This is a genomic window from Streptomyces sp. NBC_00876 (genome assembly GCF_045207435.1).
In the GTDB taxonomy this organism is placed as follows: Bacteria; Actinomycetota; Actinomycetes; order Streptomycetales; family Streptomycetaceae; genus Streptomyces.
In genome coordinates this window covers 8,202,710-8,225,504 of the sequence record NZ_CP108800.1, presented here as the reverse complement: position 1 = coordinate 8,225,504, position 22,795 = coordinate 8,202,710, and the positions used below count along the sequence as shown (strand labels likewise).

General features: G+C 71.1%; 19 protein-coding genes. 11 read left to right on the top strand and 8 right to left on the bottom strand.

Annotation, left to right across the window (positions count from 1 at the left end; translation table 11 throughout):
- Positions 1-3: 3 nt before the first annotated feature.
- Complete coding sequence (locus tag OG782_RS35845; RefSeq protein WP_406458325.1) at positions 4-858, bottom strand: pentapeptide repeat-containing protein; 855 nt, start codon at positions 856-858, stop codon at positions 4-6.
- Between the two features lie 140 nt (positions 859-998).
- On the opposite strand from OG782_RS35845, the gene OG782_RS35840 reads away from it, so the two are divergent.
- The 6 genes from OG782_RS35840 (at position 999) to OG782_RS35815 (ending at position 8,216) form a co-directional block, all read left to right on the top strand.
- Positions 999-1,490, top strand: coding sequence for a hypothetical protein (locus OG782_RS35840; protein ID WP_406458323.1), 492 nt, complete (start codon positions 999-1,001; stop codon positions 1,488-1,490).
- 87 nt (positions 1,491-1,577) lie between these two features.
- Positions 1,578-1,805 carry a hypothetical protein gene (locus OG782_RS35835; protein WP_406458322.1) on the top strand — a complete coding sequence of 76 codons (228 nt, stop codon included), beginning with the start codon at positions 1,578-1,580 and terminating at the stop codon, positions 1,803-1,805.
- 359 nt (positions 1,806-2,164) lie between these two features.
- Positions 2,165-3,055 (top strand): carbon-nitrogen hydrolase family protein, encoded by an 891-nt coding sequence (locus OG782_RS35830; protein ID WP_406458320.1) that lies wholly within the window; start codon positions 2,165-2,167, stop codon positions 3,053-3,055.
- Between the two features lie 320 nt (positions 3,056-3,375).
- Positions 3,376-4,542, top strand: coding sequence for an L-rhamnose isomerase (rhaI, locus tag OG782_RS35825; protein WP_406458318.1), 1,167 nt, complete (start codon positions 3,376-3,378; stop codon positions 4,540-4,542).
- Between the two features lie 100 nt (positions 4,543-4,642).
- Entirely contained in the window at positions 4,643-6,688 is a 2,046-nt protein-coding gene (locus OG782_RS35820) for a bifunctional aldolase/short-chain dehydrogenase (protein WP_406458316.1), read from the top strand.
- Between the two features lie 16 nt (positions 6,689-6,704).
- On the top strand, positions 6,705-8,216 hold the full coding sequence (locus tag OG782_RS35815; protein WP_406458314.1) for a rhamnulokinase family protein: 1,512 nt from the start codon (positions 6,705-6,707) through the stop codon (positions 8,214-8,216).
- A 92-nt stretch (positions 8,217-8,308) separates the two neighbouring features.
- On the opposite strand, the gene OG782_RS35810 is transcribed toward OG782_RS35815, so the two are convergent.
- Positions 8,309-9,379 carry an enoyl-CoA hydratase/isomerase family protein gene (locus OG782_RS35810; protein WP_406458312.1) on the bottom strand — a complete coding sequence of 357 codons (1,071 nt, stop codon included), beginning with the start codon at positions 9,377-9,379 and terminating at the stop codon, positions 8,309-8,311.
- A 226-nt stretch (positions 9,380-9,605) separates the two neighbouring features.
- Between OG782_RS35810 and OG782_RS35805 the strand changes: the two genes are divergently transcribed.
- Complete coding sequence (locus OG782_RS35805) at positions 9,606-11,777, top strand: SpoIIE family protein phosphatase (protein ID WP_406458310.1); 2,172 nt, start codon at positions 9,606-9,608, stop codon at positions 11,775-11,777.
- Between the two features lie 112 nt (positions 11,778-11,889).
- On the opposite strand, the gene OG782_RS35800 is transcribed toward OG782_RS35805, so the two are convergent.
- The 6 genes from OG782_RS35800 to OG782_RS35775 form a co-directional block, all read right to left on the bottom strand.
- Positions 11,890-12,531, bottom strand: coding sequence for an LAETG motif-containing sortase-dependent surface protein (locus tag OG782_RS35800; protein WP_406458308.1), 642 nt, complete (start codon positions 12,529-12,531; stop codon positions 11,890-11,892).
- 261 nt (positions 12,532-12,792) lie between these two features.
- Positions 12,793-13,281, bottom strand: a complete 489-nt coding sequence (locus OG782_RS35795) for a GNAT family N-acetyltransferase (RefSeq protein WP_406458306.1) — start codon at positions 13,279-13,281, stop codon at positions 12,793-12,795.
- Positions 13,282-13,321: 40 nt separating this feature from the next.
- Positions 13,322-14,506, bottom strand: a complete 1,185-nt coding sequence (locus tag OG782_RS35790) for a DUF6397 family protein (protein ID WP_406458304.1) — start codon at positions 14,504-14,506, stop codon at positions 13,322-13,324.
- A 119-nt stretch (positions 14,507-14,625) separates the two neighbouring features.
- Positions 14,626-15,039, bottom strand: coding sequence for a roadblock/LC7 domain-containing protein (locus OG782_RS35785; protein ID WP_406458302.1), 414 nt, complete (start codon positions 15,037-15,039; stop codon positions 14,626-14,628).
- Between the two features lie 118 nt (positions 15,040-15,157).
- Entirely contained in the window at positions 15,158-15,808 is a 651-nt protein-coding gene (locus OG782_RS35780) for a GTP-binding protein (protein ID WP_406458300.1), read from the bottom strand.
- 207 nt (positions 15,809-16,015) lie between these two features.
- Positions 16,016-17,938: a hypothetical protein gene (locus tag OG782_RS35775; RefSeq protein WP_406458299.1), complete on the bottom strand. Its 1,923-nt coding sequence runs from the start codon at positions 17,936-17,938 to the stop codon at positions 16,016-16,018.
- A gap of 103 nt (positions 17,939-18,041) precedes the next feature.
- On the opposite strand from OG782_RS35775, the gene OG782_RS35770 reads away from it, so the two are divergent.
- The 4 genes from OG782_RS35770 (at position 18,042) to OG782_RS35755 (ending at position 22,794) form a co-directional block, all read left to right on the top strand.
- On the top strand, positions 18,042-19,094 hold the full coding sequence (locus OG782_RS35770; RefSeq protein ID WP_406458297.1) for an Lrp/AsnC family transcriptional regulator: 1,053 nt from the start codon (positions 18,042-18,044) through the stop codon (positions 19,092-19,094).
- A gap of 94 nt (positions 19,095-19,188) precedes the next feature.
- The gene (locus tag OG782_RS35765) at positions 19,189-19,554 is read left to right on the top strand and encodes an ArsR/SmtB family transcription factor (protein WP_406458295.1); all 366 of its coding nucleotides are present in this window, start codon (positions 19,189-19,191) and stop codon (positions 19,552-19,554) included.
- Positions 19,538-22,255, top strand: coding sequence for a magnesium-translocating P-type ATPase (gene mgtA, locus OG782_RS35760; protein ID WP_406458293.1), 2,718 nt, complete (start codon positions 19,538-19,540; stop codon positions 22,253-22,255). Before OG782_RS35765 ends, mgtA begins: the two co-directional genes overlap by 17 nt.
- Positions 22,252-22,794: a GNAT family N-acetyltransferase gene (locus OG782_RS35755; protein ID WP_406458291.1), complete on the top strand. Its 543-nt coding sequence runs from the start codon at positions 22,252-22,254 to the stop codon at positions 22,792-22,794. Before mgtA ends, OG782_RS35755 begins: the two co-directional genes overlap by 4 nt.
- Position 22,795: the final 1 nt, after the last annotated feature.

Here is a 22,795-nt window from a genome sequence, read left to right as displayed (position 1 = left end):
CCGTCACTTCTCCCAGTGGGCCGGCCGGCCGAGTGAGTCCGGGAGCCGGGTTGCGCCGTTCCCCCTGGCCGCGTTGAGCTGGGACTGCGTCAGGAAGAGTGCCCCGGTCAGGTCGGCGCCGGACAGATCCGCGTCCCTGAAGTCGGCCCCGATGAGATCGGCCCGGCGCAGGTCGGCGCCGGAGAGGTCCGCCGCGATGAGGTAGGCGCCGCGCAGGTCGGCGCCCCGCAGATCCGCTCCCCCGAGGCGGGCGGCGATGAGATCACCGCCGCGGTGACTGCGCTTCTTCTTGCGCGGCACGGTGGCGCGCACGAGTTCGCTGGTACGCGCCAGCAGGGCGGCGACCTCGTCCCGGTGCGCCGCCACATCCAGCGCTGCGAGGGCGTCGGCGTCGAGGTGTGTGAGGCGTTCGGTCGCGTCGAGGGCGCGCCGGATCACTCCGTGCAGGGAGCGGGCCTCCACCAGCGACACCGCCTCGGTGAGGTACCAGAGGAGCTCGTGGAGCCGGCGCACGACGGGGAAGACCTGGAACATCTGCTGGGCGGTGTCCGGCGCCGTACGCCAGTCCCGGCCACCGAAGGTCTCCCCCGACACCTTCTGACCGGCGCCGAAGCAGTCGTACACGGTGCAGCCGGGGAAGCCTTCGCTGCGCAGCCGGGTGTGGATGCCGCAGCGGAAGTCGTCCTGGAGATTGTGGCAGGGCTTGCCCGCGTCCTTGTTGACGGCGAAGTCCGCGGACCGGGTCAGGGTCAGCGCGACGCAGCACAGTCCGAAGCAGTTGCCGCAGTCGGCCCGCAGAGCGGCACGGTCCGCCGCATCCGTGTGATCGGTGCCGGGGGCTCGGTCTTTGTCGGGCACGGTGCGTGGGTCCTTTGGAGTGCGGAGGCTCATGAACCGCCGAGCCTACCGAGGTTCGGCGCTCGCCCGGCAGCCACGCGCACCGATGTCAGTGGGGCGGCGCACACTGGCACCAGTGCGGTACGACGAAGGGGACACGAATGAGCACCGAGGAGGAAACGGGCTTCGAACCGGCCACCGGGGAGGGTCCGTCGCCCCCGGGGACGGCGGAGAACCGTGCCGCGTCGGTACGCACCGCGCTCGCCGGGATGCTTCAGATCCGTCGGCTGACCAATTCCGGCCATGCTGCCCCGGAGGCCGTACCCGCCCCGTGGGAACTGCTCAGACCGGTACGGGCCGTTGCCCTGGCCCTGGAGGCATCGGGTCAGGCCGCGTCCGCGGTCGACCCGTCGGGGCGACGCACCGCGACGGGGTACCGGGTGGCGGCGGGCACGTCGCCGGGGACGGTGCGGGTGGAGTGGCTCGGACCGCCCGGCAGCGGGGCGGCGCACGAGGAGGAGGGGGAGCTGACGCGTTGCGCGACAGTGCTGCGGGAATGGGGATGGACCGCGCTGCTGTACCGCGGGCCGCGCCGCCGGCGATTCCTGGAGGTCGAACCGCCGCCCGGTGTGCGGCGGCCGGACGGCCGATAGGCGGTGCGCCTCAGCAGTCGCCGAAGGGGACTGTCAGACCCTTGGGGGATGCTTGTTGGTCCGACACCCCGACCGGGAGATACTGAGATGCGCAAGGACGAACTCGCCGCGGCGCAGGCGTATGTGCGTTTACTGGAGGCGACCCGGGCGGCCCTGTCCGATCCGGATGACGGACCCCTGTTCATGCCTTTGCTCGCCGCGCCGATCGAAGAGGCCGACGCCGCGCTCCGGCAGGCTGGACTGTCGGGCAACGAGTCGCAGTTCTTCGATCTCGTGCGTTCGCTCCAGCCCTCGTTGTCGGGCAGCGGTCACTGAACCGCGCTCCGCGCAAGGCCCGTCGGCGATGGAGGCGGCCGGGCCACGGCCGCCCTCCGGACGTCCTTGACGAGAGCGGGCCACGACGGCACGATGGTCACGGCGTGGCCTGCGCCTCACCTCCCCCGGCCGTCCCCAGCTCGGTCTTCCACGGAGGCAAAGGGACTTCTTGTCTCAGGTCGCTGTCGTGGTCCGATCGTCTCGGGCGTGGTCGCTGGGGGGCTGACGTCCGTGGCGTGGAAGGCCGGATGACAGCCCACAGGAATCTCAAGCGCCGGGTACGTGCCCGTGCCGCCAGGACCGGTCAGTCCTATGCGACTGCCCTCCGGCATTTCCGTTCGGCTCCCCAAGGAGACGTCATGCCGGAAATAAAGAGCGTACGGCTGGCCGTGGCCCAGACCACGGTTCGTGAAGACCCCCGCAGCAGCGCCGAACTGAGGGCGAGCGGGGCGGAGGTGCGACGCCTGATGAGGGAGGCGCGTGCGGCCGGCGCCAGGGTCGTGCAGTTTCCCGAAGGTGCGACCTGCTTCCCTGACAAACGCCTGCTGTCCGTCCACGGCCCGGACGAGGTCGGACCCGCGGACTGGAGCCGGTTGCGGTGGGACGTGCTCGGAGCGGAGCTGGCGTCGACCGCGCTCCTGGCACGGGAGCTGGGGCTGTGGACCGTACTCGGCTCCGTCCACCGGCTCACCCCGCCCAACCGGCCGCACAACAGCCTGTACGTGATCTCCGACCGCGGTCGGGTGGCGACCCGCTACGACGAGCGCATGCTGTCGCACACCAAGATCTCGTACATGTACGCACCCGGGTCGACGCCGGTCACCTTCGAGGTCGGCGGTGTGCGGTTCGGATGCGCGCTGGGTATGGAGGCGCACTTCCCGGAGCTCTTCGGCGCATACGAACGGCTCGACGTCGACTGCGTCCTGTTCTCGACCACCGGAGGAGCCCTCGGTGGCGGCGAGGCCTTCGCCACGGAGATCCGGGCGCATGCGGCCACCAACCGGTACTGGGCCGGATTCGCCGTACCCGCGCAGCACGGTGACGTCACCCCGGCCGGGGTGATCGGTCCCGACGGCGAGTGGGCGGCCCGGTGCGCGCGGAGCCGAGCGCCCTCGGTGGCCGTCGCGGATCTGGGCCCACAGGATCCGGCGAGCGCCCTGGCCCGGCCGTGGCGGCGCCTGGCGCGGGCCGGTCTCTACGACGCGCACCGCGTCGAGGACGCGCGCAGCGAGGACCGTACCGGGTTCTAGGGTCTTTCGTTTGGATCCGGCCTGATCCGAACGAGAGGCCCTGGGGCCTCTCCCCGCACATGGTCCGGCCCGGTCCGCCCAGGAGGCAGGCCGGGCCGGATCCGCGTCCGTGCACGAGTCCCCGTCCGGCTGGTCCCGGGCTCCCTGCCGGGGCCGCCCTCGGCCGGGACGCCCCCTTCGTGGTGAATTGATTCAACCCCTGAAGAAGACTGGCCGGTCGCTTGACTAGTGACTGATGCCAAACCTAGCGTACGTTCCGGATGAAACGATTCACATCCTGACGGCCTCGGCCGCCGGATGACTCTGCTTACGAGGTGTTCATGTCTGATGTGTCGGCCGTCAAGGCAGCCCTGAAGTCTCAGGTGATCGAGACTCCGTCGTGGGGTTACGGCAATTCCGGGACCCGTTTCAAGGTCTTCGCGCAGCCGGGTGTGCCCCGCGATCCGTTCGAGAAGATGCAGGACGCGGCGCAGGTCCACGCCTTCACCGGGGTCGCGCCGAAGGTGTCGCTGCACATTCCCTGGGACAAGGTGGACGACTATGCCGCACTGACCCGGCACGCCGAGGGGCTCGGGCTGCGGATCGGCGCGATCAACTCCAACGTCTTCCAGGACGACGACTTCAAGCTGGGTTCGGTCACCCACCCCGACGCGGCGGTCCGGCGCAAGGCGACCGGCCATCTGCTGGAGTGCGTCGACGTGATGGACGCGACCGGGTCGCCCGATCTCAAACTGTGGTTCTCCGACGGCACGAACTACCCGGGCCAGGATGACATCGTCGCCCGTCAGGACCGGCTGGCCGAGGCGCTGGTGGAGGTCTACGAGCGCCTCGGCGACGACCAGCGCATGCTGCTGGAGTACAAGCTCTTCGAGCCGGCCTTCTACACGACGGACGTGCCCGACTGGGGCACGGCGTACGCGCACTGTCTGAAGCTCGGACCCAAGGCCCAGGTGGTCGTGGACACCGGGCACCACGCACCCGGCACGAACATCGAGTTCATCGTGGCGGTCCTGCTGCGGGAGGGACGGCTCGGCGCGTTCGACTTCAACTCACGCTTCTACGCGGACGACGATCTGATGGTGGGGGCCGCCGATCCCTTCCAGCTGTTCCGGATCATGCACGAGGTGGTCAAGAACGGTGGCCTCCGGCCCGAGACCGACGTCAATTTCATGCTCGACCAGTGCCACAACATCGAGGCGAAGATTCCTGCGGTGATCCGGTCGGTCGCCAATGTGCAGGAGGCGACGGCCAAGGCGCTCCTGGTCGACGGGGATGCGCTCGTCGCCGCACAGATGTCGGGCGATGTGCTGGCCTCGAACGCCGTTCTCATGGATGCCTACAACACCGATGTGCGGCCGCTGCTGGCCGAGGTCCGTCAGGAGCAGGGCTTGGCCGGTGACCCGGTCGCCGCCTACCTGGCCTCCGGGAACCAGGAACGCATCGCCGCCGCCCGGGTCGGCGGCACACAGGCCGGCTGGGGCGCATAGGTCCCTTCGTCTGGATCAGGCCGGATCCAGACGAGAGGCCCTGACCTCCGTACCGCGCCCCGCTTGTCGTTCACGCACTTCTCACCCCGAAGGAACCCTCATGACGTCCGCGACGCACGCCGAGGTCGCCGCGCTCCTGGAACGCGCGCACCGGATCGGATCCGATCCCCGCAACACCAACTACGCCGGGGGCAACACCTCGGTGAAGGCAGCCGGTCCCGATCCGGTCACCGGTCTCGAGGCCGAACTGCTCTGGGTCAAGGGCTCCGGGGGCGACCTCGGCACCCTGAGGGAGGAGGGTCTCGCCGTGCTGCGCCTGGACCGGGTGCGCGCCCTCAAGGAGGTGTACCCGGGTGTGGAGCGCGAGGACGAGATGGTGGCGGCGTTCGACTACTGCCTGCACGGCAGGGGCGGCGCCGCACCGTCCATCGACACCGCCATGCACGCCCTGGTCGAAGCGGCACACGTCGACCATCTGCATCCGGATTCGGGAATCGCGCTGGCCTGCGCGGCCGACGGCGAGAAGCTGACCGCCGAGTGCTATGGCGACAAGGTCGCCTGGGTGGGGTGGCGCCGGCCGGGCTTCCAGCTGGGCCTGGACATCGCGGCCGTCAAGGAGGCGAACCCGCAGGCGGTCGGCGTCGTTCTGGGCGGCCACGGCATCACGGCGTGGGGCGAGACGTCCCAGGAGTGCGAGCACAACGCCCTGTGGATGATCCGCACCGCGGAGTCCTTCCTCCGGGAGCACGGCAAGGCGGAGCCCTTCGGGTCCGTACTGCCGGACCGTACGGCCCTGTCCGCGGAGGCGCGACGGGAGCGGGCGGCGGCGCTCGCCCCGGTGATCCGCGGCCTGGCGTCCACCGATCGCGCCCAGGTCGGTCACTTCACCGATGCCGAACCGGTGCTGGACTTCCTCTCCCGCACCGGACACCCGCGGCTCGCCGCCCTCGGCACCTCCTGCCCGGACCACTTCCTCCGCACGAAGGTCAGCCCGCTGGTCCTCGACCTCCCCGGGGACGCTCCGGTCGCCGAGGCCGTGGAGCGGCTGAAGGCGCTGCACGTGGAGTACCGCGAGGCGTACCGCGCGTACTACGAGCGGCATGCCCTGCCCGGTTCCCCCGCGATGCGCGGTGCGGATCCGGCGATCGTGCTGGTGCCCGGGGTGGGGATGTTCTCCTTCGGGAAGGACAAGCAGACGGCCCGTGTCGCCGGCGAGTTCTACCTCAACGCCATCAATGTGATGCGCGGCGCGGAGGCCGTCTCCACGTACGCGCCGATCGAGGAGTCCGAGAAGTTCCGGATCGAGTACTGGGAGCTTGAGGAGGCCAAGCTGCGGCGGATGCCGAAGGCAAAACCGCTGGCCACCCGTGTCGCGCTGGTGACCGGTGCGGGCTCGGGCATCGGGCGGGCCATCGCGCACCGGCTGGTCGCCGAGGGCGCGTGCGTGGTCGTCGCGGACCTGAACGCCGAGAACGCGGCCGCAGTCGCACAGGACCTCGGCGGACCCGACCGGGCCGTCGCCGTCACCGTCGATGTGACCAGCGAGGAGCAGATCGCGGAGGCGTTCAAGGCCGCCGTTCTCGCCTTCGGCGGTGTGGACCTCGTCGTGAACAACGCGGGCATCTCCATCTCCAAGCCGCTGCTGGAGACCACGGCACGCGACTGGGACATCCAGCACGACATCATGGCGCGCGGCTCGTTCCTCGTGGCGCGCGAGGCCGCCCGGGTCATGCAGGCGCAGCACCTCGGCGGCGACATCATCTACATCGCCTCCAAGAACGCCGTGTTCGCCGGTCCGCACAACATCGCGTACTCGGCGACCAAGGCCGACCAGGCCCATCAGGTGCGGCTGCTGGCGGCGGAGCTCGGCGAGCACGGGATCCGGGTCAACGGCATCAACCCGGACGGGGTGGTGCGGGGTTCGGGGATCTTCGCGGCGGGCTGGGGCGCCCAGCGGGCGGCGACGTACGGCATCGAGGAGGAGGAGCTCGGCGCGTTCTACGCCCAGCGGACCCTACTCAAGCGCGAGGTGCTGCCCGAGCACGTGGCCAACGCCGTGTTCGCGCTGACGGGCGGCGACCTCACCCACACCACCGGCCTGCACATTCCGGTCGACGCCGGCGTGGCAGCGGCCTTCCTGCGATGACCCGGACACGATCCCCATGGCTGTGAACTCACTCGGCAGCCCGGCCGGCGACAGCGTCTTCGCCGCCGTGGACCTCGGCGCCACCAGCGGCCGGGTGATCACGGGCCGGGTGGGGGCCGCGACACTCGAACTGACCGAGGCACACCGGTTTCCCAACACACCGGTGCGCCTCCCCGACGGTCTGCGCTGGGACGTCCTGGCCCTGTACCAGGGGATGCTGGACGGGCTGCGGGCCGCCGGGCGCTCCGGTCCGGTCGCCTCGATCGGTGTCGACACCTGGGCGGTGGACTACGGGCTGCTGGACGCCGACGGGGCGTTGCTGGGGGCGCCGTTCCACTACCGGGACGGGCGCAACGCCGGGGCTCAGGACCTGTTGCCGCCGGGCGTCGGCGCGCAGGAGCTGTACGAGGTCGGCGGATTGCAGCACCTTCCCTTCAACACGGTCTTCCAGTTGCTCGCGCATCGCCGGACGGCTCAGTGGGAGGGTGCGCGGACTCTTCTGCTGATGCCCGATCTGCTGGTGCACTGGCTGACGGGCTCGGTGGGAGCGGAGATCACCAACGCGTCGACGACGGGCCTGTTCGACGCGCGACGCGGCCGCTGGGCCGATGACCTGATCGGCAGGCTGGGGCTGGAGCGTTCGCTCTTTCCGCCGCTGCGGGAGCCGGGCGATCCGGCGGGGACTCTGTTGCCGCACGTCGCCGAGTTCACCGGTCTGCCGCCCGCGACTCCGGTCACGACGGTCGCCTCGCACGACACGGCGTCGGCGGTCGCGGCGGTTCCGGCGCTGGAACGGGACTTCGCGTACGTCTCGTGCGGCACCTGGTCGCTGGCCGGACTGGAACTGGACGCGCCGGTGCTGTCCGAGCAGTCCCGGGCGGCGAACTTCACCAATGAGCGCGGGGTGGACGGCACCGTCCGCTATCTCCGCAACATCATGGGAATGTGGCTGCTGGAGGAATGCCGGCGGGAGTGGCGCCGCGAGGGCGCGGCTCCCGCGCTGGCCGGGCTGCTCGCCGACGCGGCCGCGGCGCCGCCCTTCGCCGCGGTGATCGACCCGGAGGACGAGTCGTTCCTCGCACCGGGTGACATGCCGGCCAGGATCGATGCCTACCTGCTGCGGACGGGGCAGGCGGCGCCGCGGACGCCGGGCGGATACGTGCGGTGTGTGCTGGAGAGCCTGGCGCTGGCCCACCGCGCGACCCTGCGCCGGGCTGCCGGGCTCGCCGGCCGCGCGCCGACGCGGATCCATCTGGTCGGCGGGGGCTCACGCAATGAGCTGCTGTGCCAGTGGACGGCCGACGCGAGCGGACTTCCGGTGACGGCGGGGCCGGCGGAGGCGACGGCGCTCGGCAACATCCTGTTGCAGGCGCGCGCCCGGGGCCTGGTGGGTGACCTCTCCGGTCTGCGGCAACTGGTCGCCCGTACCCAGCCGTTGCGGCACTACGAGCCGCGGGGCGACCTGCGCGACTGGGACCGGGCGGCGGCACGGATCGCTCCCGGGAGGGGGACGGCTCGTTCGCGTTGAACGTATCCCGGGAGAGGGACGGCTCGTTCGTGCTGAACGTGTCCGGGGGCGAGGTCGCCCCTGCTGGAGAGGGGCAACGGGCGCGCGGTGGCTCAGCCGGCTGCGGCGGCCGGGCCGAGGCCCAGCTCGCGGTCGCCCAGTGGTGCGAAGTGGCGTGCCACGTCCTCGTCGGTCACCTGGGAGAGCTCCGCGGGGTTCCACCCGGGGTTGCGGTCCTTGTCGATGATCTGGGCACGCACCCCCTCCACCAGGTCGGGCCCGGTGAAGGCGGTGGCCGAGACGCGGTACTCCTGGTCGAGCACCTCTTCCAGGCTGCCGAGGCGGCGGGCCCGGCGCACGGCCTCGAGCGTCACCTTGAGCGAGGTGGGCGACTTGGCCATGATCGTCGCCGCGGCCTGCTTCGCGGCGGGCACTCCGCTGCCGGTGAGGCGCTCGACGATCTCCTCGACCGTGTCCGCCGAGTAGCAGGCGTCGATCCAGCCGCGGTGCGCGGCCAGCTCACCGTCGGGGGCCGTGCCCCCGTACCGCTCGGCCGTCGCCCGGACGGCCTCGGCCGTGGTGCACGTGTCCAGGGCGGCCGTCAGGGCCGGGAGATCCTGCGTGGGTACGCAGTGGTCGGCCAGGCCGCACAGCAGCGCATCGGCCGCACCTACCGCGTCCCCGGTGAGTGCGAGGTGGGTGCCGAGCTCTCCGGGGGCCGCTCCGAGCAGGTACGTACCGCCGACGTCGGGGACGAACCCGATTCCGGTCTCGGGCATCGCGATACGGGAGCGTTCCGTGACGATCCGGACGGAGCCGTGGGCCGAGACGCCGACGCCGCCGCCCATCACGATGCCGTCCATGAGGGCGACGTACGGCTTGGGGAAGCGGGCGATCCGCGCGTTGAGCCGGTACTCGTCCCGCCAGAAATCCAGTGAGGACCGGCCACCGGCCAGGGCGTCGTCCCGGATGGAGCGGATGTCACCGCCCGCACACAGCCCCCGCTCCCCCGCACCGCTGATCACTACCGCGGCGATGGCGCTGTCCTGTTCCGCCGCCTCGAGCGCTTCCGCCATGCGCAGCACCATGGCGTGGTTCAGCGCGTTGAGGGCGCGCGGCCGGTTGAGGGTGATGTGGCGGATGCGTCCCTCGGTGTGCAGCAGGACGGGATCCTCGTGGTTCATGCGTGCGCTCCGGTCAGCCCTGTGCCGTTCCGTCCGCCGGTGACGGACGATCTTCCGCTGCCATTGTGCGGGGCGGTGTGCCGGGCGGGTCATGAGGGGGTGGTCCGGCTCCGGCGCAGGCGGAAGGAGCACTGCCGGAAAGTTTCCGCTGTGGCAGCGGTTCCGAACCGGCCAGACAATTGAGTCACGCCGTACGGCAGATCCGCCGGACGATCCCGGAGCTGGAATGACCGATCACGACCGGCCGCCGACCATTCCCGTCCCGCCCCGCCTTCTGGTCGAGAAGACACACAACGGCGAGACCGGGACGGCGGAGCGGCTTGCCATGAACCGCACCGGCAGTTTCGAGTGGGATCTCGACGCCCGGACACTGGACATCGACGAGGGCGGACTGCTGGTCTTCGGCCTTGATCCGGCCGCTTTCGACTCACGGCCCGAGTCTCTGGTGGAGCTCCTCGACCCGGCGGAACGAACCCGTCTCGATGTGGTGATAGACGAGGCCATCAAGAGCGGGAGCAATTCGTACAGCGTGCATTTCCGGGTGCCGCTCCAGGAGGGGGACGACCAGTGGACCCATGTCCAGGCGCGCATCCTGCGCAGCGCCGACGGCCGGGCGCACCGGGTGGTCGGACTGGTGCGGGACGCGACGGCGGAAGTCACCCATTCGGCCTTCGTGCTGGACCTGGAAAAGAGACGCCAGCGGCAGACCGACATCGTTGAACGCACAACGAGTGCATTGTCGCGGGCGGTGACGGTGGACGACGTGACAGCGGCCCTCACGGGACCCGGCGGGCTGGCCCGGCTGGGCGCTGACGGACTGGCTCTCGGGCTGCTGGACAACACCACGCTGAATGTCATCGCGTTGAGCGGCGAAGCCCTGGAGGTCGTCGACGAGCTGGGGCAGGGGCGGCTCGATCCGAAGTTCCCGCTGGCCGACACCGTTCTCAGCGGCCGGCCGCGGTTCGTGAGCTCGCTGAGCGCGCTGACCCGGCGCTATCCGGTGCTGGAGCCGTACATGGGGCAGCTGAAGTTCCAGGCGGCGGCCTATCTGCCGCTCGTCGCCCAGGCACGGCCCCTCGGCGGTCTGGCGCTCTTCTACCGGGAGCGCACGGCCTTCAACGCCGACGAACGCAATCTGTGTCTGGGGCTCGCCGCCATCGTCGCCCAGTCCCTCCAGCGGGCCACGCTCTTCGACGAGGAACGCGAGTTCGCCACCGGGCTCCAGTCCGCGATGCTTCCCCGGCGGATCCACGACATCGAGGGCGGGGAGATCGCCGTCCGTTACCACGCGGCATGGAGCGGCCGCCAGGTCGGCGGCGACTGGTACGACGTGATCGCCCTGCCGAAGGACCGCTTCGGCATCGTGGTGGGCGATGTACAGGGCCATGACACCCATGCGGCCGCGATCATGGGTCAGCTCAGAATCGCCCTGCGCGCGTACGCCGCCGAGGGGCATCCGCCGTCGACGGTGCTGGCCAGGGCGTCACGGTTCCTCGCCGAGCTGGACACGGAACGGTTCGCCACCTGTACGTACGCCCAGGTCGATCTGGGTACCGGAACCGTTCGCGTGGTGCGGGCCGGTCACTTCGGCCCGCTGATCCGGCACATGGACGGCCGCGTCGGCAGCCCACAGGTGCGCGGAGGCCTGCCGCTGGGCATCTCGACCGACTTCGGCGACGAGGAGTTCCCGGAGACCCGCCTGGACCTGGTGCCGGGCGAGACGCTGGTCCTCTACACCGACGGGCTGGTGGAGGAGCCGGGGGCCGACATCGACGCAGGGGTGCGCACGCTCGTCAAAGAGGTCAGCGCCGGGCCGGCGGACGCCGAGGCGCTGGCGGACCATCTGTCCGACCGGCTGTGGGAACGCTGGGGTTCCGGTGACGATGTCGCCCTGTTGGTACTGCGCCGCAGTCCGGACCCCGGCTCGCCGCGGGCACCGAGGCTCCACCAGTACATCCACCAGGCCGATCCGGAAGGGCTCTCCGACGCCCGGACCATCGTGCGTCAGGCCCTGACCGACTGGGACATGGCCAACCTCGCGGACGACGCGGAACTGGTGACCGGCGAACTGCTGGTGAACGTGCTGCTCCACACGGAGGGCGGCGCGGTGCTCACCCTGGAAGTGCTGCCCGAGCCGGTGCGGCGGGTCCGGCTGTCGGTGCAGGACCGCTCCAGCGCATGGCCCCGGCGCCGGACACCCGGCGAGACCGCGACCTCCGGCCGGGGACTGCTCCTGCTGGACGCCGTCGCCACGCGGTGGGGCATCGAGCCCCGGGGGGAGGGGAAGGCGGTGTGGTGCGAGATCGGTCCGGCGGCGCCGCCCGCCTCGGCTCCGGCCCGCAGGGACGCCGCGGAGCCGGTGGCGGAAGATCCCGCGGGCCCACCGCAATCTGCTTGAGGACAGCAGCCCGATGCCAGCAATGAGGGGCGTACCGCCTCACCGGATGTGATGCGGTACGCCCCTCGGCCGGCATTCCGGGCCCTGTATGCGCCCGGAGTGCCGGACTACGTCAGTGCTGCGCCGTACGACGCTTGCGCACGGACCACATGATGCCGCCGCCGGCCAGCAGCACGGCAACAGCCGCACCACCGATGATCGGGGTGGCGGACGACGAACCGGTCTCGGCCAGATCCGGCGAGCTGGGGCTCGGCGTGGCTGCGGCGGGCGCAGACGACGAAGCGGACTGGCTCGGCGTGTCGGTCGGGGTGGGCGTCGCCGTGGTGGGCGTCGCGGTGGTGGGCGTCGCCGTCGGCTTCGTCTCGGACGGCGTCGGCGTGGGCTTCGGCGTGCTGCCCTCGCACACCGGTGCCTGCTTGGTGTCGTCCTTCGAGTACTTGTCGCCGTCGCCGGCCTTGACGATCAGACGAACCGTCAGAGCCTTGTCGTGCTCGGGCAGCGCGATCGTCTTGTCGAGCCCCCTGCCGAAGGTCTCCGTCGGCAGCAGGTCCTTCCCGTCGACGGTGACGGTCACCTGGTTGGTGACATCAGCGTTGTACGCGGTCAGGTGCAGGCTCACTTCGGTACAGGTCACGTCCCAGGTGGGGGTGTGAGCTGCGGCCGGGCCGGCGGAGAGGACCGCGCCGGACAGACCGACAACCGCAGCGGCAGCGAGTGTTCCCGCGGCACGCCACGATCTCCTGGGTATGGTCATGGATTCTTCCTCCGCAGATGTTTCATCGCCCGAATGGCGGTGGAGCGCACAGTACTGCCCCCGTCGCCCATGTGTGCACCCGCCCCACAGAGGGTTCGGCGTCACAACCGACCCCAGATCGTCGCCGGTTGGGACATGCCGGACACAGACGTGTGTGCGGCGGCCGCCCTGTGGTGGCGCGAAGTGAACCTCCGGTCGCGGACCGTACCGACCGCACGGTCGGGGCCCGGGCCGCCCGGTTCGCCTGCGCGACCACATTCCTCAGAGCGGGCGGTGCATGATGTGCACTCCGACGAAGCCCTTCGCCGGGTGGTTGAAGCCCTCCGGCAAGGTCCCCAGGACCTCGAAGCCGAGCGAACGGTAGAGCCGGACCGCGGCGGTGTTGGTCTCCACCACAGCGTTGAACTGCATGGCGCGGTACCCGCCGGTGCGAGCCCAGTCGATCGTGTACTCGCACAGGGCACGCCCCACGCCCCGCCCGGAGTGCCGGGGATCGACCATGTAGCTGGCGCTGGCGATGTGTGAACCGTTGCCCATGTGGTTGGCGTTCATCTTCGCCGTGCCCAGGACGGTCCCGTCACCGGCGACCGCGACCACCGTTCGGTTCGGCGATTTCAGGAGCCACCAGTCCTGGGCGTCGGCCTCCCCGAGATCGAGTGGGTAGGTGAAGGTCTCGCCCGCCGCGACGATTTCGTGGAAGAAGGGCCAGATGGCGGGCCAGTCGCCCGTGGTTGCTTCCCTGATCAGCATGGCGCAAAGGATGCCCGGCACGGACGGCGTGCGCGAATCCTTAATCCCTTTCGCCGGCGCTCCCCCGCTCCGGACCTCCGCGTCCCTTGGCAAGTGCGCGGCTCCTGCCTGGCCGCCTCCGGCCGGCAGACCGCGCGGTGCCGGGTGGTGCCGTGTCCTCGCGCGGGCGCCGGTTGCCATGGGGCGTACGCAGCCGGATCCGGGCCAGGAGGCCACGCGCGCCTCCCGGCCGAACCGGTTCGCGCCGCCCACCCGGTCCCGCCGGTTCGCACTGAGCTGCCGACTCGCTCGGAACTACCGGCTCGCACTGAGCTGCCCGCTCACTCGGAACTACCGGCTCGCACTGAGCTGCCCGCTCGCTCGGAACCTCCCGCTCATCCGGTGCGCCCTGTTCCAGGGACCGGACCGGAACAGGCTCGTCCGCCGGGCCGGGCCACCGCTCGTCGCCCGGCCGCGGTGCCGGACGGAGCTCCCGGGCACTGTCCAGTTCCATGACCAGAGTGACCCGCCGCCACAGGATCTCGTCCGGCTCATCGGCGAGCATCAGCCGCGCCATCGTCTCCCGGCCGGCAGCCGACCCCCGTTGGCCGAGGACCGGTTCGGGCCGGACCCTGCCGAAGTAGGCCCGCTCATAGGGATCGTCGACCACCTCCGCCAGCTGAACCGGGTCCAGCCCCTGCGCAACGACAGCGGCCCGCGCCCAGGGATCCGCTGTGAGGGCGAGCAGACGCTCGATCCTGCGCGAGCGCCAGTTGCGCGGCCGGCAGTCCACCCCGGCGTCCAGCCGGCTGCGCATCCACGGCGGGCTGTTTCCCACCAGCAGTTCGGGTGACCGGGCCGCCAGTCCGCCCAGCTCCTGGGCGAGATAGAGCCACACCACCGCCCGGTAGCGGTTGAGATAGAAGGCGACCGGTGTGACACATCCCGCGCGTGCCAGGCGGGCGAAGCGGACGGGGCTGATGCCCAGCAGGCGTGCACCCTGCGCCGTACCCACCGTACGCACCCGCTCCTGCAGCGTGCCGGGGAATCCGTCCTCCGAGCGGAGCCGGTCGATCTCCTCCCGGCGGACCCGGGGCCGCCCGCTTCCCTGCCGCACCTCGGCGCCTACCGCCCCCAGGTGTACCGCCAGATCGAACTCGCCCCGCCTCAGTCCCAGTTCCCCTGCTGCCCGGCTCGCAGAGATCATGCCGGCACTGTCGTCGCGCACTGCTTCCGTCATCGGCATGGCGATGCTCCCCCGTGAGATCCGAATACTCTCCGTGACCACGGTAATCCGGGAAAGACAACTGCCGCCCGGCCTGTGGATAACTCCGGGGCCGGGCGGCCTTGCCGTGTCAGGGCGTGTCAGATCCGGTTGGCTCCCGCGCTCCCGCCCTGCCGCGCGGCCACACCGAGATGCTCACCCACCCTGTTGACCAGCAACGTCATTTCGTACGCCACCTGCCCCACGTCTGCGTCCGCCTCACTCAGCACACACAGGCAACTGCCCTCCCCGGCGGCCGTCACGAAGAGCATGGCTTCGTCGAACTCCACCATGGTCTGCCGCGCCTTTCCGGCGCGGAAGTGACGTCCCGATCCCCGGGCGAGGCTGTGCAGTCCGGACGAGACAGCCGCCAAATGCTCCGCGTCCTCACGTGCCAGACCGGTGCTCGCACCGGTCACCAGCCCGTCGTTCGACAGCACCAGGGCGTGCCGTATGTGCTCCACCCGGCTGGTGAGATCGTCAAGGAGCCAGTCGAGTCCCCTGTCCAGCGCCATTCTGTTCCTCCCCGTTCATGCGTTCCCCGTGCCATGCTCGTGCGCAAGCCTTGCGCACAGGTCACGTCCGGGCAAGCACCCTTCTGTACATCCCCGGGCGGGATCAGGACACGACGGCTCAGCCCACCGAGTCGAGGAGCCGTGCCGTGTGCATCCGGCCCGCGTACTCGACCATCCGGATCAGAACTTCCTTGCCGGAGTCACGGTCGCGGGCGTCGCACAGCACCACCGGTGTTCCGGGATCGAGGTCGAGGGCGCGTGACACCTCCCGCTCACCGTACGAGCGCGCCCCCGCGAAGCAGTTGACGGCGACGACGAAGGGGATCCGCCGGTGCTCGAAGTAGTCGACGGCCGGGAAGCAGTCCTCCAGCCGGCGGGTATCCGCCAGGACGACCGCACCGAGGGCACCTTGGGAGAGTTCGTCCCAGAGGAACCAGAAGCGGTCCTGACCCGGGGTACCGAACAGGTAGAGCGACAGACCTGACCGGATGGTGATGCGCCCGAAGTCCATGGCGACGGTCGTGGTGGTCTTCTGGGCAACGCCGTCGGTGTCGTCGACCGACTGGCCGGCCTCGCTGAGGAGTTCCTCCGTCCGCAGCGGCCGGATTTCACTCACCGCTCCGACCAGCGTGGTCTTTCCCACCCCGAAACCGCCGGCGACCAGGATCTTCAGGGCCAGGGCGTCGGACTGGACATCGGTCTGAACACCGGACTGGGCGGCAGCCCCGGTGGTCTCCCCCTGGGCGCTGTCAGCATGCTCGGACGGCATCGGTCACTTCTCTCGCCAGTGAGTCCCAAGATGCCGAATACGCAGGTCAGGGCGATCTTGAGGCCTCGGATTCAGTGAATCATCGGCAGGTGTACGGCGACAGCATGGCAAACAGGAACCTGGCTCGCGAGGCGGGACCGATTTTTTGAGGATGTGACTGTTTCAGCTCGTTCATTGCCCGTAACGGCTCACATTCCCCTGCGATTTTCAGCCGTTCGATTGTTCTTGGCCGATGACGGTGCGCAGCCCCTCTGCGGCCCCGCGGCTCGCCTCCTGCTGCAACTGCTCCTCGCCCAGAATGGAACGAAGCTTCTCCCACTGCCTCGTGCGACGCACCGCCACCCGGTCCGGGGCCGCCCCGTCCTCCGTGGCGGCAGGCCTCGGCCCCGCGAGTGCGCCGAGCAGACGCGCCGCCTCACGGTGGTTCCCCAGGCCCAGCTCGATGTCGGCGAGGAGTTGCGCAGCCACGTCCGCCGCCTGGCGGTCACAGAGATCGAGCATCAGGCGTACGGCCTGGACCGCGTAGCGGCGGGCCCGGTGCGGATCACCCTCCCAACGGCTTATATGGGCCAGGACCACCCTCGTCCAGGCATTGGCCTGGGCATCGGGTGCGGACAGTGTCCACTCCGCCGAACGCGTGAGCACGTCCATGGCCGCTTCGGGATCGGCCTGCACCAGGGCCAGGGCGAGGAGGGCCACCGTCATGCCCTTGCCCGGGCCGAACGCGGGATTCTCCGGCAGCAGCTCCAGCGCTTCCGTGAACTCGGCGGCCGCCTCGGCGGGCTGCCCTGTCCAGAGGTGCGCGACGCCCCTGATCTGGGCGAGCTGCCCGAGACAGGTGCTGTCTCCGTCACGGACGGCGAGCGGCCATGCCTCGGCGAGCACCGGCTGCATCGCTTCCACCTCCCCCTTGCACACCATGAGGTAGGCGAGCAGCCACAGCGCCCTGGCCGGCCGCGGCCCGAGGGTGGCGCCGAGGGAACGTTCTACGATCCGTCGCCCGTCCCCCTCCCCGGTGGCCCAGAGGAACCACAGCGAGACGGCGATGTCCGATGCGGCGTCCGCTTCGGCGGCGGGGGACAACGGTGCGGTGCCGGGGTCCATCGCGGCGTCGAGGTCGGGAAGTACCGCGAGTGCCAGCTCCCGCGCGGCGCGGTGACGCCCCAGCCGCCACTGCACGGCGGCCTCCGCGGCGACACCGGCGAAGTGCCGCCGGTGGTGCAGGACGACGGCCCACCGGTCACCCCGTTCGTCGAGCCGGGCCGCTCCGGTCCGCCGGGCGGCGACGGGCATCCGGTAGCGGCCGTCGGGGTCCGCGAGGAGCAGGTGCGGGGCCAGCCGGTCGAGTACGGCAGGGACGTCGACCACCGGCAACGCGCCCGAGGCGCACACGGCCCGCACCGCGGCCAGGTCGAATCTGCCCCGGAACAGGGAGAGCCGCTCCCAGAGCAGACGCTCCTGCGGATCACAGTCCAGGTAGGCCTGTTCGGCGTCCGCGAGCGGGCCGGACCCGGCTGAATCCCCGAGCGGGTCCTCCAGGACGGTCTGCAGACTCTCGCTGCCGAGCCGGGCCGCGGCGTGCCGCACCGCGCCCGGTATCGCGTCGAGCCGCTCGCACAGTTCCGCCACCCGGGCCCGATCGGCGGTCGGCTCGGTCCCGCCGTCCACTTCGGGTACGGGCAGCGGGTGGCCCGCGTCCGCTGCCGCCGCCGCGAACACCCGCAGCGCCTCGGGGCCGTTCAACGGGCCGAGCAGTACGGCTGCCTCGCCTGCCAGGTGCAGCCTGCGGCGGGCGGTGACCAGGAGGGATATTCCCGGGAACTCATGCAGCAGGCCCGCCGTCTCGGACCTGGCGTGGGGCCCGAGGTGTTCGCAGTCGTCCACCACCACGAGTGCGTCGCGGAGGTCCAGCCCGCGCAGGAGGGTGGCAGCTGTCGGACGCCGGCCCGGCGGTGGGCCGGCAGCGGATATCCAGTGCACCCGCCTTCCCGCCCTGAGTTCGTCGTCGGCCACCCGGCGGGCCAGCCAGGACTTCCCGATCCCCGGCGGCCCGTAGATGGTGACCAGCCGTTCCCCCGTCAGAAGCCCGCCGACGCTGCGTATTTCGTGGTCTCTGTCCAGCGCGTACACGGTTCACTCCTGTCCCGACAAGCACGGAATCACATGCTCATGGCATAGTCCGTTGACGCTCACCGATCTCCGCCGGCAACCGGCAAATCCGCCAGGAAGACACGTGCCTGCCGACAACTACGTCCTCAGCGAAGCCGACCGGTCGGTGATTCATGCGCTTCAGATAGCTCCCCGGGCCGCGTGGAGCCGGCTGGCCGCGGTCCTCGGGGGCCGGCCGGACACGTTGGCGCAGCGCTGGGCGCGCATGTGCGCCGACGGGACCGCGTGGTGCGGAGCGCTCGGCCTCCACACGGGTGAGACACCACCGTGCATGGCCTGGGTCGAGGTCTTCTGCACCGGTGAACGGGACCCTCTGCGGACCGCCCTGCTCACCGAGGATCCGCATGTGCTCTCCGTGTTCGAGGTGACCGGGGACCGCTCCATGCTGCTGTACGTCGCCTTCCCGGATCTCACGATGCTGGACGAGCACCTGTCCACCCGGCTGCTGCGGCTTCCCGGGGTGACCGGCACCCGCACCCATCTGGTCACCTCCGTGCACCGCTCCGGCACCCGCTGGCGTCTCGACCGGCTCGATCGCGTACAGACCGAGCGTCTGATCGATCTGCCCGGCCGGGGCCACGTCCCCGGCGGAGCGGCCGTCCCGTCGCTCAGGCCGGAGGACCGGCGGCTGGTCCTGGCCATGGCGGGCGATTCACGGCTCGGCGTCGCGGAACTGGCCCGTCTGCAGGGCAGGAGCGAGTCGGCCACACGGCGCCAGCTGCACCGGCTGGAGAACAGCGGAACCCTCACCCACAACTGCCGGCCCGTTCCCCTTCACTCCGGCTGGCCCGTCTCCGTCGTCTTGTGGGCGGACTTCCCCGCACCTGATCCCGCGACCCCTCCGCCCGTCGTCCACCTGCGCGAGACCGTCGACTTCATGTCGGTCACAGGTCCGCACAACCTGGCGATCACCGTCATGCTGCGCACTCTCGAGGATCTGCCGGGCTGCACCGCCGCCCTGATGCGCCGGATGCCCGGGCTCAGGATCGCGGACACGGTCGTCGTACTGCGCTGCCACAAGACCGCCGCGCAGGTGCTCGGTCCGGACGGACGCCGTATCCGTACCGTCCCGCCGGATATCTGGACTCGTCCCGTTCCGCTGCCCACCGGCCTCTGACCGGCGGATCCGCGCGGCCCGGGTGCTCCCGGAACGGCGCCTACACTGGTCACCTCGGGTGCGAGGAGTCGGCCCACGCGGACGGGAGTGCAGAGTGTCGACAGGTGCCGGCGGCGGTTTCCAGGATCCGCCCGCGGAGGTGCTGGCCCGGGCCGCTGCCGCCTTCGGTCTGCTGGCCACGCCGGCCCGTCTGCATATCGTGTGGGCCCTGGCCCAGGGCGAGAGCGATGTGACGGGGCTCGCGGAGCGGGTGGGGGGCACGCTGCCCTCGGTCAGTCAGCATCTGACGAAGCTGAAGCTGGCCGGTCTCGTCCGCTCCCGGCGCGAGGGCCGCCGGCAGGTCTACCTGGTCGATGATCCCGGTGTGGTGACGGTCGTGCGCCTGATGGTGGGCCAGCTCGCCGAGCAGGCCGGATACACGGCCGCACAGCCCGTGCGCCTTCGTGAGCTCGGTGCCTGAGAGCCCTGCCTCGGCGGGTCCCGGACGGACCGGCGACCGGTCGGCCGTCGTCGTGCCGATCCGCGGCGCAACCTCCGGCCCCGGCGCTCCCGCACGGCCTCCGGCCGCGATGACCTCGCTCCAGGTGCTGCGTTCACTCGACACCGGTCCCCGGGGGCTGCTGGAGCCTGAGGCGCAGGACCGGTTGACCCGGTTCGGTGAGAACGTCCTGCCCGCCCGGCGACCGGTCTCCTGGCCGGTGCGTTTCCTGCGTACGCTGCGCGACCCCTTCACCTCCGTGCTGCTCTGCCTGGGGCTGGTGTCGGCCGCCGTGAACGCCTGGGGCACGGCAGCCGTGACGCTGGTGCTCGTGGTCGTCAGCTGTCTGCTGCGGTCCGCTCAGGAGTACCGGGCCGAGCGGGCGACGGCCGCGCTGCGCGAACTGGTGGCGACGACCGCGACGGTGCTGCGGCGCAGCGGTCCGGGCGCGGTGCCGCAGGCCCGCGACGTGCCGGTCGGTGAGCTCGTGCCGGGTGATGTGATCCTGCTCGGACCGGGAGATCTGGTCCCTGCCGATGTGCAGTTGCTGCGCGCGAGTGGCCTCACCGTGCATCAGTCCGCCCTCACCGGGGAGTCGGCGCCGGTCGTCAAGCATCCCGTGGACTCCGGGGGCCGGGCCGGACCCGTGGTGAAGGGCGTGAGCGACGGCGGGGCGGGTGTCTTCGCGCAGCGCCGGCTGTGCTTCCAGGGCAGCAGTGTGGCGACCGGAAGCGGTACGGGGGTGGTGCTCGCGACGGGCGGGGACACCCGGTTCGCCGCCGCGTACGACCGCTCGGCACGCCGCCGTGGCGCGAGCGCGTTCGACCGGTCGGTGCAGGGGATCTCCTGGACGCTGATCCGTTTCATGCTGCTCACACCGCCACTGGTGCTGATGGCGAACGCGGCGCTGCGCGGACGGGGGCTGGAGACGCTGCCCTTCGCGGTCGCGGTCGCGGTGGGGCTGACGCCCGAGATGCTTCCGGTCATCGTCACCACGGCGCTGGCCAGGGGTGCTTCACTGCTCGCGCGCAACAGCGGCGTGATCGTCAAACGGCTGCCGGCGCTGCACGATCTGGGCGCGGTCGACGTGCTCTGCCTGGACAAGACCGGCACCCTCACCCAGGACCGTCCGGTCGTTCACGGTTCGCTCGACCGGGCGGGAGATCCTGGTCCACAGGTGCTGCACTGGGCGGCGGCGAATGCGTTCTGGACGCTGCAGCTCGCCGACCTGCCGGCACCGGACGCCCTCGACGAGGCCGTGCTGGAGGCCTGGGAGCGGCAGGAGGAGGCGGCCGCGATGCCGCAGTCCCCGATCGAGGCGTACGACGCGGTGGCCGCCCTTCCCTTCGATCCGGTGCGCCGGGTCTCCACGGCGGTGGTCCGGCCGCCCGGCCGGCTCGGCGCCCATGTCCTGGTGACGAAGGGGGCCGTGGACGCCGTCCTGGAACGGTGCGATCTGGACCCGGCGGAGCGTGAGCGGCTGGGCGCCCTGGCCGCGCGCGAGGCCGCCGAGGGTCTGCGGCTGCTCGCTGTCGCCCGTACCGAGCGGCCGGCCAGGCTCGGTGCGTACACACCGGCCGACGAACGGGGGCTGGACTTCCTCGGCTTCGTGACCCTGTGCGACGCGCTGGCTCCGAGCGCTGCCGACGCCCTGGAGGCACTGGTCCGGCAGGGTGTCGCCGTGAAGGTCCTCACCGGCGACCATCCGGGCACCGCGGCCCGGGCCTGCCGGGACCTGGGCCTGGATCCGGGACAGGTGCTCTGCGCCCAGGAGATCGACGCGCTGACGGACCCGGACCTCGCGCAGGCGGCCGGGCGGGCGACCCTCTTCGCCCGCTGCACCCCTGCGCACAAGGCCCGTGTCGTCGCCGCGCTGCGCGGCGCGGGGCACACCACCGGTTTCCTCGGCGACGGTGTCAACGACCTGCCGGCGCTGCACGCCGCCGATGTGGGCATCTGTCCGCGCAACGCGGTCGATGTCGTGCGGGAGTCCGCCGATGTGGTCCTCGCCGAGAAGGATCTCGCTGCCATCGATCATGCGATCACCGCGGGCCGGCGCAGCAGCGTCAACATCTCCGCCTATCTGCGCATCACGTTCTCCTCGAACCTCGGCAATGTCATCGCGATGCTGGCCGCGGGTCTGCTGCTGCCCTTCCTGCCGATGCTCCCGGCGCAGGTCCTCGTCCAGAACCTCTGCTTCGACGCGGCGCAGCTGGCCTTCGCCTTCGGCCGTGCCCCGTCCTCGGTCCTGCGGCGGCCGACGGTACTGCGGCCCCGGGACTTCCTGCGGTTCATCACGGGCTTCGGACTGCTGAACGCCGCCGCAGACCTTGCCACCTTCGGTGTGCTCGCCCTTGCGCTGCACGGTTCACCGTCGGACGGCCGGGCCGCCTTCCACTCCGGCTGGTTCACCGAGAACCTCCTCACCCAGGCTCTGGTGATGCTGCTGCTGCGCACTGGCCGGCGGACCGCAGAGGGCCGCGGCGGCGGGCCTGTACGCGCTGCCGCGGCGGGCCTTGCGGTCATCGGCGTCCTGCTGCCGCCGACCCCCGCGGGCCCGCCCCTGGGCCTGAGCGCACTCCCGCCGCTCTATTACCTGTTGCTGGCCACCGTCCTCGCTCTGTACGCATGTGGTCTCGCGACGGCGCGCACCCGCTACGAACGCAACCGGAGGAATTCATGACCGCCCCGAGCACCGGCCGCAGCGCCACCGGCGTCCGTACCGCCCAGGGTGGCCCGGTGCGAGTGCGCCGGGCCACGCCCGCCGATGTCGGGGCACTCGTGCGGCTGCGGGCCCTGATGCTGAGCGGCATGGGGATGGACGCCGGAGACGACAGTGCTCCGTGGCGGGCCGACGCGGCGCGGTGGTTCGCCGACCGGATACCGCGGGCGGAGGAGTTCGCGGCGTTCGTCGTGGAGGATCCCGAGCTCGGTGTGGTGGCGTGCGCGGTGGGAGCGTGCGACGCACATGCCCCGGGTCCGGGCAATCCCACCGGGCTGCACGGGCATGTGTCCAATGTGAGCACTGATCCTCGGCGGCGCCGACTGGGGTATGCCCGGGCCTGTGTCGACGCGGTGCTCACCTGGTTCGGGCAGGAGACCCGGGTGACGGTGATCGGTCTCAACGCCACGCAGGACGGGGCCGGTCTGTACGAGTCGTTCGGATTCGCGCCTCCCCGGCACCCCGCCCTGCAGTTGCGGACACCCCGGCCGGCAGGCTGAT

Bases quoted from the DNA above. Each gene is read 5' to 3' on its own strand.
- OG782_RS35800 (WP_406458308.1), bottom strand. From the start codon at position 12,531: ATGACCATACCCAGGAGATCGTGGCGTGCCGCGGGAACACTCGCTGCC.
- OG782_RS35755 (WP_406458291.1), top strand. From the start codon at position 22,252: ATGACCGCCCCGAGCACCGGCCGCAGCGCCACCGGCGTCCGTACCGCC.
- OG782_RS35790 (WP_406458304.1), bottom strand. From the start codon at position 14,506: ATGCCGATGACGGAAGCAGTGCGCGACGACAGTGCCGGCATGATCTCT.
- OG782_RS35830 (WP_406458320.1), top strand. From the start codon at position 2,165: ATGCCGGAAATAAAGAGCGTACGGCTGGCCGTGGCCCAGACCACGGTT.
- OG782_RS35815 (WP_406458314.1), top strand. From the start codon at position 6,705: ATGGCTGTGAACTCACTCGGCAGCCCGGCCGGCGACAGCGTCTTCGCC.
- OG782_RS35785 (WP_406458302.1), bottom strand. From the start codon at position 15,039: ATGGCGCTGGACAGGGGACTCGACTGGCTCCTTGACGATCTCACCAGC.
- OG782_RS35795 (WP_406458306.1), bottom strand. From the start codon at position 13,281: ATGCTGATCAGGGAAGCAACCACGGGCGACTGGCCCGCCATCTGGCCC.
- OG782_RS35835 (WP_406458322.1), top strand. From the start codon at position 1,578: ATGCGCAAGGACGAACTCGCCGCGGCGCAGGCGTATGTGCGTTTACTG.
- OG782_RS35805 (WP_406458310.1), top strand. From the start codon at position 9,606: ATGACCGATCACGACCGGCCGCCGACCATTCCCGTCCCGCCCCGCCTT.
- rhaI (WP_406458318.1), top strand. From the start codon at position 3,376: ATGTCTGATGTGTCGGCCGTCAAGGCAGCCCTGAAGTCTCAGGTGATC.
- OG782_RS35820 (WP_406458316.1), top strand. From the start codon at position 4,643: ATGACGTCCGCGACGCACGCCGAGGTCGCCGCGCTCCTGGAACGCGCG.
- OG782_RS35810 (WP_406458312.1), bottom strand. From the start codon at position 9,379: ATGAACCACGAGGATCCCGTCCTGCTGCACACCGAGGGACGCATCCGC.
- OG782_RS35840 (WP_406458323.1), top strand. From the start codon at position 999: ATGAGCACCGAGGAGGAAACGGGCTTCGAACCGGCCACCGGGGAGGGT.
- OG782_RS35780 (WP_406458300.1), bottom strand. From the start codon at position 15,808: ATGCCGTCCGAGCATGCTGACAGCGCCCAGGGGGAGACCACCGGGGCT.